Annotated in this window: 13 protein-coding genes; 5 read left to right on the top strand and 8 right to left on the bottom strand. The window is 64.4% G+C overall.

The genetic code is table 11. The annotated features are described in order from the left end of the window. The first annotated feature begins 37 nt into the window (after positions 1 to 37). On the top strand, positions 38 to 340 hold the full coding sequence (locus ACQ4WR_RS14360; protein WP_436488023.1) for a hypothetical protein: 303 nt from the start codon (positions 38 to 40) through the stop codon (positions 338 to 340). 7 nt (positions 341 to 347) lie between these two features. Here ACQ4WR_RS14360 and ACQ4WR_RS14355 read toward each other — a convergent pair whose 3' ends face one another. Then, complete coding sequence (locus ACQ4WR_RS14355; RefSeq protein ID WP_436488022.1) at positions 348 to 1595, bottom strand: MFS transporter; 1248 nt, start codon at positions 1593 to 1595, stop codon at positions 348 to 350. Between the two features lie 90 nt (positions 1596 to 1685). Between ACQ4WR_RS14355 and ACQ4WR_RS14350 the strand changes: the two genes are divergently transcribed. Continuing rightward, positions 1686 to 2306, top strand: coding sequence for a TetR/AcrR family transcriptional regulator (locus ACQ4WR_RS14350; protein ID WP_102295163.1), 621 nt, complete (start codon positions 1686 to 1688; stop codon positions 2304 to 2306). Between the two features lie 9 nt (positions 2307 to 2315). On the opposite strand, the gene ACQ4WR_RS14345 is transcribed toward ACQ4WR_RS14350, so the two are convergent. Continuing rightward, a complete protein-coding gene (locus tag ACQ4WR_RS14345) occupies positions 2316 to 2705 on the bottom strand; it encodes an MmcQ/YjbR family DNA-binding protein (protein WP_258003009.1) in 390 nt (129 codons plus the stop codon). A gap of 471 nt (positions 2706 to 3176) precedes the next feature. On the opposite strand from ACQ4WR_RS14345, the gene ACQ4WR_RS14340 reads away from it, so the two are divergent. Further along, on the top strand, positions 3177 to 3833 hold the full coding sequence (locus tag ACQ4WR_RS14340; RefSeq protein ID WP_436488020.1) for a CCXG family PEP-CTERM protein: 657 nt from the start codon (positions 3177 to 3179) through the stop codon (positions 3831 to 3833). Positions 3834 to 3932: 99 nt separating this feature from the next. On the opposite strand, the gene ACQ4WR_RS14335 is transcribed toward ACQ4WR_RS14340, so the two are convergent. The 6 genes from ACQ4WR_RS14335 to ACQ4WR_RS14310 form a co-directional block, all read right to left on the bottom strand. Continuing rightward, positions 3933 to 4910: an FHA domain-containing protein gene (locus ACQ4WR_RS14335; protein ID WP_102295168.1), complete on the bottom strand. Its 978-nt coding sequence runs from the start codon at positions 4908 to 4910 to the stop codon at positions 3933 to 3935. Beyond that, a complete protein-coding gene (locus ACQ4WR_RS14330) occupies positions 4907 to 6322 on the bottom strand; it encodes a S1 family peptidase (RefSeq protein ID WP_436488017.1) in 1416 nt (471 codons plus the stop codon). Before ACQ4WR_RS14330 ends, ACQ4WR_RS14335 begins: the two co-directional genes overlap by 4 nt. A 75-nt stretch (positions 6323 to 6397) precedes the next feature. Then, complete coding sequence (gene ribA / locus ACQ4WR_RS14325) at positions 6398 to 7051, bottom strand: GTP cyclohydrolase II (RefSeq protein WP_102294456.1); 654 nt, start codon at positions 7049 to 7051, stop codon at positions 6398 to 6400. Positions 7052 to 7270: 219 nt separating this feature from the next. Next, entirely contained in the window at positions 7271 to 9514 is a 2244-nt protein-coding gene (locus ACQ4WR_RS14320; protein WP_436488015.1) for a PhoX family protein, read from the bottom strand. 156 nt (positions 9515 to 9670) lie between these two features. Next, positions 9671 to 10057 (bottom strand): DoxX family protein, encoded by a 387-nt coding sequence (locus ACQ4WR_RS14315; RefSeq protein ID WP_102294454.1) that lies wholly within the window; start codon positions 10055 to 10057, stop codon positions 9671 to 9673. Between the two features lie 113 nt (positions 10058 to 10170). Next, positions 10171 to 10872 carry a pirin family protein gene (locus ACQ4WR_RS14310; RefSeq protein WP_102294453.1) on the bottom strand — a complete coding sequence of 234 codons (702 nt, stop codon included), beginning with the start codon at positions 10870 to 10872 and terminating at the stop codon, positions 10171 to 10173. A 167-nt stretch (positions 10873 to 11039) separates the two neighbouring features. Between ACQ4WR_RS14310 and ACQ4WR_RS14305 the strand changes: the two genes are divergently transcribed. Both ACQ4WR_RS14305 and ACQ4WR_RS14300 read left to right on the top strand, forming a co-directional pair. Further along, the gene (locus tag ACQ4WR_RS14305; RefSeq protein WP_436488013.1) at positions 11040 to 11963 is read left to right on the top strand and encodes a LysR substrate-binding domain-containing protein; all 924 of its coding nucleotides are present in this window, start codon (positions 11040 to 11042) and stop codon (positions 11961 to 11963) included. Between the two features lie 203 nt (positions 11964 to 12166). Further along, positions 12167 to 14323, top strand: coding sequence for a putative bifunctional diguanylate cyclase/phosphodiesterase (locus ACQ4WR_RS14300; protein WP_102294451.1), 2157 nt, complete (start codon positions 12167 to 12169; stop codon positions 14321 to 14323). The last annotated feature ends 26 nt before the right edge of the window (positions 14324 to 14349 follow it).

The raw sequence follows: 14349 nt of genomic DNA, 5'->3' as shown, positions 1-14349 counted from the left end.
CTTAAGATGGCGCCTTTACTCAAGACAAGGTGGCAACGTGGCCCGAGATACTTATGCATACCGGCATGTCGCCGTCGAATCGCGGTCCGTCAATGGCAAGGTGGAAATCCGCCCCGTGGCGGGCCAGGCCTTTTCGCCGGAACTGGCCGTGCAGTGCGCGCGCCGCCTGAGCGACGTGCAGCGCTATCCGCTGGGCAGCCGTTTCTTGCTGTTTGCCAAGCTGACGGACCGCTTGGGCGGCATACCTTTCCTGTATGCGTATCACGGCGATGCGGATGTCGTGATGACGCCGGCCGAAGTCAAAAAATTCCTCGGTGAATTTCGCCGAGGACGCATCTGAGATTGCCTCAAGCTCCTGCCTTGCCAGCCACGCCAGCGACCACGGCTGCCGTGGCTGGCGGCTTGCCGAAGATGCCGATGGTCAAGGCGCAGCCGAGAGCAAACAGGCCGCCCACCACCATGGCGCTGGCCACGCCCAGGTGATCGACGGCCAGGCCGCCCAGCAAGGCACCCGACGCCAGCGATACTTGCACGATGGCCACGAACAGCGCGCTGCTGCCCTCCATCAAATGCGGCGCCGCCTTGAACATCCACGTTTGCACGGCGATCGGCATGGCGCCAAAGCCGAAGCCCCAGATCGCCACCAGCAGCATCGCCGTCACCTGATGGCTGCCCAGCGCGGCCAGCGCCAGGGTCGACACGCCCAGCACGGCGCCCGTCACCATCAGGGCTGAACGCTCGTGGCGCCCGGCCGCCCAGCCGCCGACGATATTGCCGATGAAGCCGGATGCGCCATACACCAGCAGCATGGCGCTGACGGTGCCGGCGGCCAGGTGCGACACCTGCGTGAGGAAGGGCGCGATATACGTATAGGCGGCGAACTGGCCTGTAAACAGCATGGCCGTGGCGATCAGCCCCAGGCGCGCCTTGCGGATGCCGAAAATCATCGGCAGCTGGCGCAGGCGGATGGCTTGCGTCGGCGGCAGCTTGGGCAGCAGGAACAGCTGGCCGATGAAGACCAGCACGGCGATGGCGCTGGCCGCGCCAAAGGCGACCCGCCAGCCCACCAGTTCGCCCACCAGCGCGCCGGCCGGCACGCCCGCCACCGTGCCCAGCGAGACGCCGGCAAAGATGATGGACATGGCGCGCGAGGCGTGCTGCGGCGACACGAGGCGCGGGCCGATGGCGCTGCCGATGGCCCAGAAACCGCCCACGCCCACGCCCAGCATGGCGCGGCCCAGCAATATCGCGCCATACGATGGCGCCAGCGCCACCAGCAGGTTCGAGGCGATCAGCAGGGCCGTGAGGGCCAGCAGCACGATGCGGCGGTCCAGCCGGCCCGAACCGACGGTGACAAAGATGGCGGCAAACGCGGCAACGATGCCGGGCGTGGTGATCATCAGCCCCGCCTGGCCCTTGCTGATGGCCAGTTCGGCGGCCATGGCGGGCAGCAGGCCGACGGGCAGGAATTCGGAGGTGACGAGGGCAAAGGCGCCGATGCCGACGGACAGGACGGCCAGCCAGGGCGCCGCGGCGGTATCGTCGCTGGCGGCGGGCGTATTGGCCTGCGCCGAAGAGTTGTTGGGTGCGTGCATGGTGGGTTCCTGAATAGCGGGAGGTTTTTAACCGGTCGGTATATAATATCCGGGAATTAAAATCCTTGTCACAATTTTTTACCGAACGGTATGAAACAAGAGAAAAAAGAGCCAGCGCTGAAGGCGAAAACGGGACGGCCACGCACGTTCGACGCGGATGAGGCGCTCGATTGCGCCATGAAAGTGTTCTGGGAAAAAGGCTATGAAGGCAGTTCGCTGCCCGAATTGACGAAAGCCATGGGCATGAACCGGCCCAGCCTGTATGCGGTTTTCGGCAACAAGGAACAATTGTTTCACAAGGCCCTGGAGCGCTACAGCGATACGCGCATGCGGTTTTTCGACGCGGCGCTGGAGCAGCCGACGGCGCGCCAGGTAGTGGAAGCCTTGCTGACGCAGTATGTCGACGCGCAAACCATGCCCGACGGCCCGCACGGCTGCATGGGCGTGAATGCGGCGCTGGCCTGCAGCGACGATGCCTTGCCGATCCGCGATGAATTGTTTGCGCGCCGCCTGCGCGGTGAAATCAAGCTGCGCGACCGTTTGCGGCGCGCGAAGCAGGAGGGCGATTTGCCGCCGGACTCCTGCCCCGAGCAGCAGGCGCGCTTTGTCGTGACCTTGTCGCAGGGCATGGCCATCCAGGCCGCCGCCGGGGTCTCGCGCGAACAGCTGCACCAGATGGTGGCGCTGCTGTTGCGCAACTGGCCGATGTAGCCGGGTCGTTTATCCGGCCTGATCGATGGTCTTGGCCAGGTCGCTGGGCGCCTTGCGTCGCCATGCGGCCGTCAGGGCGGCGGCCAGCATGTCGAGTTCGGCATCGGCCAGGCGCACCGTGATGCCCGCCAGGCGCTCGCCCCACCACAGCTTTTCGCAGCCGGCGGGGGTGATGACGGTGGCGATATGCGCCGCTTCCGCATCGAGCAGAACGTTGATGTGCTCATCGTCGGGCAGGGTGGCAAAGATCTTCCCGCCCACGCGGAAGGCCGGACGGTCGTGGTGTTCTTCCTCGGTGGTATCGGGAAACGACAGTGCCAGATAGCGTAGTTCTTCCAGGTCGACCATTTCCTCTTTCCCCCTTATCGGATAGACAGTAGCGTGAGTGCATTTTGCCATGCTGTCCCGCCGCGTGGTGCAGCGGCATGCGAAAAGAAATGCGCAAGATGCGACAGTGGCGGGGCCAGCTGTGGCGCTGGCGCGACACGCCATGGCCTGCCGGGAAGGCCGTGCAGCCCTTGGCGCAGGGCGGAACAGCCTGCTTTTGCCTGTTCAGCGTGGCATTGTTAGAAAAATATCTTCCGTAGTCAAAAGAAAAATACTTTTCTTGTAGGAATTTAATATAGAATAGATTCAACGTTTTACCTGACCCGTCAATTGACTGACTTTGTCCCGGGAACCCGAACCCTTTCCAGGACGCTTGCAGTGCCGCCTTGGCACGCCGCGAGTCCGCGCTGCGGAAGTCACGTTCCCGACCGCTCATCTTGCAATCTCTAGCGCTTCGCCGACACGCCTCAATGCAGCGTGTATTCAGCTCAAGCGCCACTCCGCCTGCTGCGCCCACTGAATACTTATTGACTGGATACCATCATGAAAAACTTGCCTAAAATCGCCTTGTCCCTGATCGTCGCTGGTGTGTTTGCCCACGCGAACGCCAGCACCATCACCCTGTCCACCGGCTATTCGGAGGCCGGCGCGCAAAGCTCCGCCGCCGCCTACCAGTCCGTCGTGAACGCCGCCGTGGCCACGCCGGGCGCCGGCTATGGCTCGACAAGCGTCGCCAGCTATGACAACCTGAACAACAGCAGCCTGTTCGGCAGCAATTCGAACATCGCCTTCAAATCCGTCATCAACTTTGGCGTCAGCGCCAGCGATGCGGGCGCCTGGAGCTTCCGCAGCGGCGTCGATTTCGGCAGGGGCGGCGCCCTGTTCCTTGACGGCGTGGCGCTGGACTTCAAAAGCAACGACATGTGGTGGGCAGGCAACTACAACAATGGCAGCCAGTTCCTCAGCGGTTCGAGCGCCTTGTCGGCCGGCAACCATACCCTGAGCATCTATGGCCTGGAAGGCTGCTGCGATGGCGGCCAGCAAGTGCAGTTCAAGGCCGGCAATAACAATTTCGCCAGCTTCGGCGCAAATGACGGCTTGATCTCGGCCGTGCCGGAACCGACCACCTACGCCATGCTGCTGGTCGGCCTGGGCTTGCTGGGCTTTACGGCACGCCGCAAGCAGCCAGCCAAGTTCTAAGTTTCAGCGATGCCCGCGCCTGACGGCGCGCATGAAAAAGCCCGCCGGTCTGCAAGGACACGGCGGGCTTTTTGACGTCAGGCGTAGGTGCGCTGGCGCTTACTCGTCGCCATCGTCCTCCGCATCGCCCTTGGCCGCCTTGCCCCGTTCGGCATCGACGCCGCGCTGCAGGGCGGCCGCATCGCGGAAGAAGGCGTCCGTCGTCTGGTTCGGGCTCAGGCGCAGCGCGGGCGGGTAGAGCACGGACATATAGGGCTCGTCGGCCAGGCGGCCATGGACTTGCAAATTGCTCAGCAAGATCAAGGCCGAGCCGATGATGGCCAGCACCACGGCCACCAGCGCGAAGCGGCGCGGGTGCTGCGGCTTGATCGTGCACAGGTGGTAGTAGATCATGGCGCAGACGATGGCGATGAACATGTGCCGGCCATAGCGCGTGAGCGCCTCCAGCGACAGCGCGTACGCGGCCACATTGCTGCCCAGTTCCCACACTTCCATGGCCAGCAGGCCGCAGCCGATGATGAACACGTGGCGGCCGAAGCGCGCCGTCTGGCCGAACAGGCGGTTGGCCACGGCCCAGATCGACGCCCAGATGAGGCCGCCACCGAGCGCATACGCGATGACCATCAGGTAGGCAATCGGCTCGAAGGCTTCCGCATCACTGAGCCAGTTGCTGAAGACGGCCGAGGCGCCGATCATGGCCAGGCCGGCCACGGCGGGACGCAAGCCTTCCCAGTTGTGCATGGTGGTGTCGCTCAGTTCCGGCGCCACCGGATGGTCGCTGGCGCGCACGCGCAAATGCGTATGCCCAAGGCGCACGATGCTGTTGCCCGTCAAGGCCACCTGCACCTGGCGCTGGCCACGGTGGATCACGCCGTTATGGCTGCCCAGGTCGCGCAGCAGCAGGCCGCCTGCGCCGTCGTCCTCGACGATGGCATGGGCGGCGGCCGTATGCGCGTCGTCGAGGATGAAGTCATTGTCGTAGCCGCGGCCGATGCGGATCGGCAGGGTCTCGATGCGCTGGCGCTGCCGCACCTCGCCATTGTCGGCCAGGATTTCGATGTAGTAGGGCGCTTTCATGGCTTGCGGCTGCTGTTGGTGGAGGGCGCGCGCGACAGCGCTTCGAGGAAGGTGCGCGTGGCGCGCATGCCGTTGGCGTAGGACACGCCGCGCGCATCGATGCGGCTTTGCAAGTTCATCAGTGGCTCATCGGTGCTGGCCGCCAGCAGGGCAAAATCGTACAGGCCGGCAAACTTGCGGTAGGCGCGCACGCACAGCACGGCGCGCAGGGGCAGGGTCTTGTTCTTGACGAACTGTTCGGTGCAATGGGGGCCCGTCAGGTTGGCGCTTTTATAGCTGCCGAAATTTTCGTTCTTGAATGACGCGCTGGCCAGCTCGGAAAAGCGCAGGGCGCCCAGTTCGCTGCTGCGCAGGAATTCATGGCGCATCGATACCTGCCCCGTCTGCAAGGCGCCGGAAATGAAGATGGCCGACTCCATGGCGCAGCTGGTGTTGTCGATTGTGTAGGGCTTGTCTGCCTTGACGTTGGAGCGGCCCCAGCAGCGCATCTGGTCCGATTCGCGCACGGGCACGCGGTAGGGACCCATGGCTTTCAGGTTCAGCGGCGTGTCGAGCAGGCGCGCCAGCATGACTTCCTGGTGCGCCAGCAGCTGGGCCGTGACCAGCGGCTTGAAATCCTTGGGCGGCTTGCCCTGTTTTGCCACCGTGTCGAGCAATTGCCGGGCGTAGCGGGCCGGCACGAGGAAGCTGACGAGTTCGCCATCGAGGCGTTTCGAGACATTGACGCCAGCCACGTCGCCGGCCGCCGTGACGCTGGGGCCGCCGCTCATGCCGGAATTGATGGGGCCCGTAAACATCAGCTGGTCGTAGAAGCTGCGCGTGACGACGCCGTTGTACGCGCCTTCCGAGATGGCGAAGCCCAGGTCCAGCGGATTGCCCATCGAATACAGGTACTGTCCCTGCGTCAGCGGCGCCAGCTGTTCCGGCATCTTGAAAAAGCCCGTGCCGTGACGGTTCACGCGCAGCACGGCCAGGTCGTGCAGCACGTCGACGGCCAGCAATTCCACATTGCCGCGCTGGCCGCTGGTATCGACCCATTCGCCCACATAGGTATCGGGGTCGAGCGCGAATTGCGACACCACATGATAGTTGCTGACCACCAGGTCGCCCGTGCCGATCAAAAAGCCCGAGCCGACGGACGACTGCGTGCGGCCGTTTTTCAGCAGCACGCGCACCTGCAGGATATCGGCGCGCGCCGCGGTGTACAGCTTTTGCGCGGCCGACGAAGGCGGCGGCAGCGCTTGCGCGGTGGCGGCCGGCGCGGCGGTGGCCGGTGGCGGCTTGACGGGGGGCGTGGCGGTGGAGGCGGCGGGGATGGCGGCGGCGGTGGCGGGTGCCGGTGCTGGTGTGGCGAGCGCAGCTGTGGCGGCACACAGGCCGGCCAGCAAGAAGGCGAAGTTAGAAAATTTCATGCATCCTTTGTGCGTGAGCAGGAGCGAAGCCGGCACGCCCGCGCCCTGGGACGCTGCCGCGCGCCAGCCCTGGAACTACAGGGCGCCGTCTTCCAGCGCCGGTGCCGTCACGGGCGTCATCATGTGACCGAGCTTGCTTTGCTTGGTATTCAGGTAGTGCTGGTTGAAGGCGTTGCGGTTGACCAGCAGCGGCACGCGTTCCGCCACGGCGATGCCCAGCGCTTCCATGGCCGCGATCTTGCGCGGGTTATTCGTCATCAGGCGCAGGCTGTGCACGCCGAATTGGGCGAACATGGGCTTGCACAAGGTGTAGTTGCGCGCGTCGGCCTTGAAGCCCAGCTGCTCATTGGCTTGCACCGTGTCGGCGCCCGCTTCCTGCAGGCGGTAGGCGCGGATCTTGTTGATCAGGCCGATGCCGCGTCCTTCCTGGCGCAGGTACAGCAGGATGCCGCGGCCTTCTTCGGCGATGCGCTTCAGGGCGCCTTCGAGCTGGGCGCCGCAATCGCAGCGCTGCGAGAACAGCACGTCGCCCGTCAGGCATTCGGAATGCACGCGCGCCAGCACCGGTTCGCCGTCGCCGATATCGCCCAGCACCATGGCCAGGTGTTCCTTGCCCGTGGCGTGCTCGACAAAGGCGTGCAGGGTGAACTGGGCCCACGGCGTCGGCAGTGCGCAGGAAGTCGTGTAATCCAATTCGCCTGTTGCCAGGATGTCTGCGCCGCTTTGCATGGTTGTGCTCATATAAGTAATTATCAAAAATAAAAGGCGCGCGACACCACTCCGGTGCCGGCGCGCCTTGCCATCATACCAAAAAGCAGGGAAACGTTTTCCCTGGCTGCCATTCGGTCGCTGCAATGTCTGGTGATAAGCCTTACGTAGGGGCACTTCCTCCTTTTGCAAGGTAATTGCCGGCCCTGCCTGGCGGCTGCCGCCGCCAGGCAAGGGACGTCAACTGCCGATGCGTCCGCCGTCGTTCTTGGTGATCACGATGGTGGCCGAGCGGGGACGCTTGCCGGCGCCGTAGCCGGCGTTGGCCGGCCACTGGCTCGTGTACTTGGACGGATCGCCGATGTTCGCCAGCGACGTGTTTTCGCCCGGATGCTGGATGTTGATGAACATGGTCTTGCCATCGGGCGTTTCGCTGATGCCCGTGATTTCCGAGCCGACCGGGCCCACCAGGAAGCGCTTGAGCGTGTCGGCCGTGGGCTTCTTGCCGATGAAGGTGTCGACGGCCAGATTGCCGCCGGCCGCCGTCGCGTAGTTCAGGGTGGACTTCGCGCCGTCGCCCACCTTGCCGGGGATGGCCGCCAGCATCATGCAGTTGGTGACATCCGTGTACGCGCCATCGTCCGTCTGGATCCAGCAGATGCCCGTGTAGGGGCTGAAGGCCAGGCCGTCGGGGCTGGAGAAATCCTGGTCCGCCGTCAGGTTCGACAGGTTGATCTTGCTGGCGTCGGCGCCGCTCTCGGCGCCAAACAGGTAGACGTCCCACGTAAAGCTGGTGGCCGCGGCTGCGCCCGTGCCTTCCTTGAAACGGATGATATGGCCGTTCGGATTGCCGTTCTGCGCGCTGCTGCCTTTCATGTCCGTGTAGGCGCGCGGGTTGGCGCTGTCCGGCGCCAGCTGCGACGAGCCGCTCGGGTTGACGGTGCGGTTCGAGTTGTTGGTCAGCGTGTAGTAGATCTCGCCATTGGCCGGGTTGACCGAGCACCATTCCGGGCGGTCCATCTTCGTTGCGCCCACGGCGTCGGCCGCCAGGCGGGCATTGACCAGCACGTCGGCCAGGTCGGCGAACTTGTAGGCGCTGTAGGCCTGGATCTGCGCGTTCGACATGGCCAGCTCGATCCACTGGCCCGTGCCATCGGCGGCCAGCTTGGCCACGTACAGCTTGCCCGAATCGAGGTATTTGTCGCCGGTGGCCATGCGGTCGGCCGGGTTGGCATCGGCGGCGGCCCAGACGGCCGTCGAGACGAATTTGTAGATGTATTCGTTGCGCGAATCGTCGCCCATGTAGACGGCCAGCTGCTGGCCCACGGCCGGCACGCTGAAGGCGGCGCTTTCATGCGCGTAGCGGCCCAGCGCCGTGCGCTTGCGGATGGCTTTGGTCTTGTCGTACGGGTCCATTTCGACGATGTAGCCCATGCCGTTAAGCTCATTGCGATAGTCGTCGCTGCCGTTGGTCGACGCGCCGATCTTGCTCAGATTCCAGCGTGCGTACTTGTCGTCGCTGCCGCCCGTTTCCCAGCCGTGGCGCGAGGCGCCGCCCTGGCTGCGGCCATAGCGGTTCAGCGACACGACGGACTTGTCGCCGCGCGCCGCATTGTCGGTGGCCGAGCGCGTGAAGTAGCCGGCCCAGTTTTCTTCGCCGGACAGGTAGCTGCCCCAAGGCGATTTGCCCGTGCCGCAGTTGTTGATGGTGCCGCGCGTCTTGGTGCCGGTCGGCGAATACTTGGTCACCACGAGGGCGTTGCCGCGCACGGGGCCGGCAATCTCGATGTCCGTCAGCGGCGTGACGCGGCGGTTGAAGGCGGAATCGTTGACGGTGGCCCAGGCGCTGCCCGTCTTCCTGACTTCCACCACGCTCAGGCCGTGGACGGCCACTTCCTTGTCCACTTCGGCCGCAGGGCGGGGCAGCGAGGTGGTGCCGCCATTCACGTGCAGGAAGTGCGACGAGAGTTTTTCGTCCGTGGTCGCTTCGTGGTTCATCGCCAGCAAGCCCCGTTCGGCGCCGGAGGCCAGCGGCGCGCCGGCGGCGGACAGGCCGTAGTATTCCATGCCGTCGTGGTGGTCGCCGGCGCGGTTGTCGAAATCCGTGTCGCTGCCGTCGTTCTTGTAGGCCGGCGTGGCCGCGCGCAGCGAGTCGCCCAGCGCGTACAGGGCGGTGGCCGTGTAGCCGGCCGGCACCGAGACGACATCGGCCAGGCTTTTCGGCACGGCCGTGAAGGCCAGCAGTTTTTCAGGCGTGGGCGTCGGCGTCGGCGTGACGGCCGCCGCATCGCTGCCGCCACCGCAAGCGGACAGGCCCATCGAACCCATGACGGCGGTCGCGGCCGTGACGGCGCTGCCGCGCAGCCAGTTGCGCCGGCTCAGGCGGGCGTTCAGGATGCTGTTGAAATGGTTGTCGTGGGACGCGTTGCTGTCAATGTCGTTCAGATCGGTGGCGCTGATGGCCAGATCGTTGGGCTTGTTCATGGGCTGCGATGTCCTGTGGTTGCGTGATTTAAGGGCAACCGCATGATAGTTGTCGAATGTGACAGCGCCATGTCAGCCTGATGACAAAACGGTGACAGGCTGCCGGCCGGGCGGACCGCGCCAATGACGGGCCCGTCCGCTCAGGCAGCCCCGGTCTTATTTGGCCTGGCGAAAACCGCGCTCCACCAGCAACAGCATGCCGCCAAAGATGGACAGGTTTTTCAGGAAATTGGTCAGCTGATCCTGGTAGTGCGCCGCATCGGCAGCCCAGAAGGCGTGGAAAACGACGGTAGTCGGGATCAGGAACAGCGCCAGGGCCAGTGCCGCCCAGCGCGCCTGCCAGCCCGTGATCAGCAGCAAGCCGCCACCCACTTCGAGGATGATCACGCCGACCAGCAAGATATTGGCGATCGGCAAGCCCTGGCTGGCCATGTAGCCGGCTACCCCCGCAAAGGCGCCGATTTTCAGCAGGCCCGAAACAAAGAACAGCACGCCAAGGGCGGCACGGCCGAGGGGCAGCAGGATATCTGTATTATTTTTCATGTTAATCCAATTGTTTTTATCAAGATTGCAGGTTGATTTCCGGTGCCTGGCAAAACCGTGGCGCGCGTCGCAGCATGCAGAGCGCGACGCGCAGTCGGTTTGGCCAGGTGCCATCATTTAGGCAGGTCGAAGAGGAGGAATTCCGCGTCTTCCGGCTGCGTGATGATTACGCTGGCCTCTTGCGTCAGCTTCAGCGCATCGCCCGTTTTCAAGGGCGTGCCGTTCACCACCAGGCTGCCGCGGATCAGGTGCACATAGGCGATGCGGCCTGCTGCCAGCGCATGTTCGGCCTGTTCGCCTTCCTGCAGGATGCTGGCGTAGATGGCCGCGTCCTGATGGATCAGCACGGAACCCTGGCGGCCATCGGACGAGGCGATCAGGCGCAGCTTGCCGCGTTTGCTTTCTGGCGTGAAATGCTTCTCTTCATAGCTGGGGGCAATGCCCGTCACGTTCGGCTGGATCCAGATCTGCAGGAAGTGCAAGCCTTGCGTGGCAGAGTGGTTGAACTCGCTGTGACGCACGCCGTTGCCGGCGCTCATGCGCTGCACATCGCCGTAGTGCAGGACGGAACCGGTGCCCATGCTGTCCTTGTGTTCCAGCGCGCCGTCGAGCACATACGAAATGATTTCCATGTCGCGGTGGCCGTGCGTGCCGAAACCCTGGCCTGGCGTCACCCGGTCTTCATTGATCACCAGCAGCGGGCCAAAACCCATGTGATTGGCATCGTGGTAGCTGCCAAAGGAAAAGCTGTGGTGGGAATTGAGCCAGCCGTGGTTGGCGGCGCCGCGTTCTTCGCTATGACGAATCTGTAACATGGTGGACTCCGTTTCTATAAGTTAATGTGCGATAATTTCGAAGGACCGTTGCCTGGCGCTATGCCGTGGCTTCTTTTGTGCCCTTCGCTCTACGATGAACAAAGTATAGGCCCCTCTGCAGCGAAAGAAAAACGGAAAATCTTGCGACCTATGATCGAAAAAATCGAATGTTAAGACTGAGCCTGGAAGCCCTGCAAATCGTCGACGCCATTGACCGCCGTGGTTCGTTCTCGTCGGCGGGCAAGGAGTTGCACAAAGTCCCGTCCACCATTTCCTATACGGTGGCCAAGCTGGAAGACGACCTGGGCGTGCAGGTATTCCAGCGCAACGGCCCCAAAGTCGTGCTGACGGCGGCTGGCCAGGAATTGCTGAAAGAGGGGCGCTACCTGCTGAAGGCGGCGCAGGACCTGGAGCACCGCGTGCGCCGCGTCGCCTCGGGCTGGGAGACGGAACTGGCCATCGGCCTCGATTCCATGTTTTCCGCCGTGGCCCTGGCCGGCGACGTGTGCGCCTTCTACGAGGTGGCGCAGCAGACGCGCCTGCGCCTGGCGCAAGATGCCTTGTCCGGCACCTGGGAAGCGCTGCTGGACCGGCGCGTCGACCTGCTGGTGGGCGCGCCCGGCGACGGGCCTGCCGGCGGCGGCTATATCTCGCAGCCGATCGGCATGCTGGATTTTGTCTTCACCGTGGCGCCTGCGCACCCGCTGGCGCAGCTGCCGGGGCCGTTGTCGCGCGGCGATTTGCAGCGGCACCGCGCCGTGGTGGTCACCGATTCGGCGCGCCAGATGGCGCCGCGCACGGTGGGCTTGCTGCTGGGACAGGACGCCTTGAGCGTGCCGAACATGCAGGTCAAGTTCGACTACCAGGTGCTGGGGCTGGGCTTCGGCTTCCTGCCGGGACCGTGTGCGCGGGCCGCCATCGCGCGCGGCCAGCTGGTGGAAAAGGCCGTGGAAGAACCGAAACCGTCGGAAACGTTTTACCTGGCCTGGCGCGTGGGCGAGGATGGCGCCGCGCTGCGCTGGTGGCTGGCGCGCATGCGCGACCCTGATGTGTTTGCCCGCCTGGCGCTGCATCTGCCGGGACGCGCCTGAGACCGGCGCCGGATGGCGTGCCGCGCCATTCTGCGTAGGTCTTAAAATGTTGACATACGCCAACATTTTTAAGTTACCATATTCACAGTATTGCAACCGTATTCCTGGCCCGACCTCCATGCCCCGTAGTGGGATTTTGATGATTACACAGACCGCAGCGCACCCGATCCCATCCCCTGACCTGTCTCCCGCGCGGGGCTGCCGTGCTTGAGGCGAAAGTCGCGCTGTGCCTGCGCCTGGCCCAGGATGCCCGCGAGCAGGCGGGGCCGCAGCAGGCGGCCACCCTGGCGCGATTGCAGGAGGAACTCGAACGCCTGCGCGGCGCCAGCCGGCCCGTGGTGCGCGTGGCGCCCGCCGACGCCCTGCTGGAAATCGATCCCGACGGCTTCCTGATCGGCTGGAACCATGGGGCCGAACAGATGTTCGGCTATTCCGAAATCGAAGCGCTGGGCCAGCACATCCTGTTTTTGTATCCGGAAGACGACGCCGAGGCGAGCGTGCTGGAATTGCATTTCACGCAGGGCGACGTGGCCACCGATGTGCGCCGGCGCAAGAAGTCGGGCATGGTGACGTGGCTGCGCATGCACCGCCACGTGATCCTCGACCAGGCGGGCAAGGGCTGTGGCATGGCCGTGCGCCTGTCGGCCATGAGCGAGCCGCTGTCCGACGTGGACAAGGTCAAATTGCATGCGCGCATCATCGAAGACAGCGAGCAGGGCGTGCTGATCACGGATGCGGAAGAGCGCATCGTCTCCATCAACAGTTCGTTTTCCCGCATCACCGGCTATTCGCCGGCCGAAGCCATCGGCCGCACGCCCGATTTGCTGCGCTCGGGCGTGCATGACCCCGACTTCCGCGCCAAGGTGCGCGCCGCCATGCGCGGCCACGGTTCCTGGCGCGGCGAAATCATCGGCAAGCGCAAGAATGGCGAACTGTTCCCGCAAGACGTCACCATCAGCGTGGTGCGCGACGAATTCGGCGAAATCAGCCACGTGTTTTCCCTGTTTTCCGATATCTCGGTGCACAAGGATGCCGAGGCGCGCATGCAGCGCATGGCCAACTATGACAGCCTGACGGGCTTGCCCAACCGCTGCCTGCTGAACCAGCTGGTCGACCAGGGCCTGGCCGAAGCGAAGCGCCAGGGCACGCATGGCGCCTTGATGGTCATCGACATCAGCCGCCTCGGCTCGATCAGCGACACGCTTGGCCATGAAGTGGGCGACCAGCTGGTGATCGCCATCGGCCAGCTGTTCCGTGGCGCCCTGCGCGACGCGGACATCCTGGCGCGGGTCGACAACAGCAAATTCGTCGTGGCGCTGCTGCATATCGAAAAGCGCGAGCATGCGGCCAACGTGGCGCAAAAGCTGCTGAACCTGTTAGAGGCGCCCATCAATATCGACGCGCACGCGCTGCACGTGGGCGCCAGCATCGGCATTACCGTGTATCCGGAAGACGGCCTGGAAGCGCCGGCCCTGTTCCGCTTTGCCGACGTGGCCGTGGCCAAGGCGGGGCAGACCATCGAATCGACCTTCCTGTTCTACCGCGAAGACATGAACCGGCGGGCCAAGGAGCATTTGCGCCTGGAAAGCGAAATGCGCCTGGCCCTGGGCGACAAGGAACTGGAGCTGCATTACCAGCCGAAAGTGAGCCTGGCCAGCGGGCGCATCGTGGGCGCGGAAGCCTTGCTGCGCTGGAAGCATCCGATGCGCGGCATGGTCTCGCCCGGCCTCTTCATCCCCGTCGCCGAGGAAACCAGCTTGATCCTGGAGCTGGGCACCTGGGTGCTGGACGAGGCCTGCCGCCAGATCCGCAGCTGGGAAGACCGGGGCCTGCACATGCCGGCCATCGCCGTCAACCTGTCGGCGCGCCAGTTCGATGAACAGCTGCCGGCGCGCATCGCAGCCGTGCTGGAGCGCTACGGCGTGCGGCCCGACCAGATCATGCTGGAAATCACGGAAAGCCTGCTGATGCGCGGCGCCGACAAGGTCATCGACATCATGAACCAGCTGGTGGCCATGGGCCTGGCGCTGGCGCTGGACGACTTCGGCACCGGCTATTCCAGCCTCGCGTATTTGAAGAAATTCCCCATCAGCACCTTGAAGATTGACCGCTCCTTCGTCATCGGCTTGCCCTTCGAGGAAAACGATTGCGCCATCGCCCGCGCCATCGTCACCATGGCGCAGCAGCTGCGCCAGGAAATCGTCGCCGAAGGCGTGGAAACGGCCGAGCAGATGCGTTTCTTGCGCGAACTGGGCTGCGACCAGCTGCAAGGCTATCTGTTCAGCCCCGCCGTGCCGGCGGCCGAGTTCGAACTGATGCTCGATGAAGGCCGGCAGCTGCGCCTGGAAGAGGCGGCTTGAAGCTGTAGCCTGGCTGGCCGCTCAGA

Source organism: Janthinobacterium amylolyticum (assembly GCF_051380655.1).
Taxonomy (GTDB): domain Bacteria; phylum Pseudomonadota; class Gammaproteobacteria; order Burkholderiales; family Burkholderiaceae_D; genus Janthinobacterium.
This window is presented reverse-complemented; position numbering and strand designations above follow the sequence as displayed.

Bases quoted from the DNA above. Each gene is read 5' to 3' on its own strand.
- ACQ4WR_RS14355 (WP_436488022.1), bottom strand. From the start codon at position 1,595: ATGCACGCACCCAACAACTCTTCGGCGCAGGCCAATACGCCCGCCGCC.
- ACQ4WR_RS14330 (WP_436488017.1), bottom strand. From the start codon at position 6,322: ATGAAATTTTCTAACTTCGCCTTCTTGCTGGCCGGCCTGTGTGCCGCC.
- ACQ4WR_RS14350 (WP_102295163.1), top strand. From the start codon at position 1,686: ATGAAACAAGAGAAAAAAGAGCCAGCGCTGAAGGCGAAAACGGGACGG.
- ACQ4WR_RS14320 (WP_436488015.1), bottom strand. From the start codon at position 9,514: ATGAACAAGCCCAACGATCTGGCCATCAGCGCCACCGATCTGAACGAC.
- ACQ4WR_RS14305 (WP_436488013.1), top strand. From the start codon at position 11,040: ATGTTAAGACTGAGCCTGGAAGCCCTGCAAATCGTCGACGCCATTGAC.
- ACQ4WR_RS14340 (WP_436488020.1), top strand. From the start codon at position 3,177: ATGAAAAACTTGCCTAAAATCGCCTTGTCCCTGATCGTCGCTGGTGTG.
- ACQ4WR_RS14310 (WP_102294453.1), bottom strand. From the start codon at position 10,872: ATGTTACAGATTCGTCATAGCGAAGAACGCGGCGCCGCCAACCACGGC.
- ribA (WP_102294456.1), bottom strand. From the start codon at position 7,051: ATGCAAAGCGGCGCAGACATCCTGGCAACAGGCGAATTGGATTACACG.
- ACQ4WR_RS14345 (WP_258003009.1), bottom strand. From the start codon at position 2,705: ATGGCAAAATGCACTCACGCTACTGTCTATCCGATAAGGGGGAAAGAG.
- ACQ4WR_RS14315 (WP_102294454.1), bottom strand. From the start codon at position 10,057: ATGAAAAATAATACAGATATCCTGCTGCCCCTCGGCCGTGCCGCCCTT.
- ACQ4WR_RS14335 (WP_102295168.1), bottom strand. From the start codon at position 4,910: ATGAAAGCGCCCTACTACATCGAAATCCTGGCCGACAATGGCGAGGTG.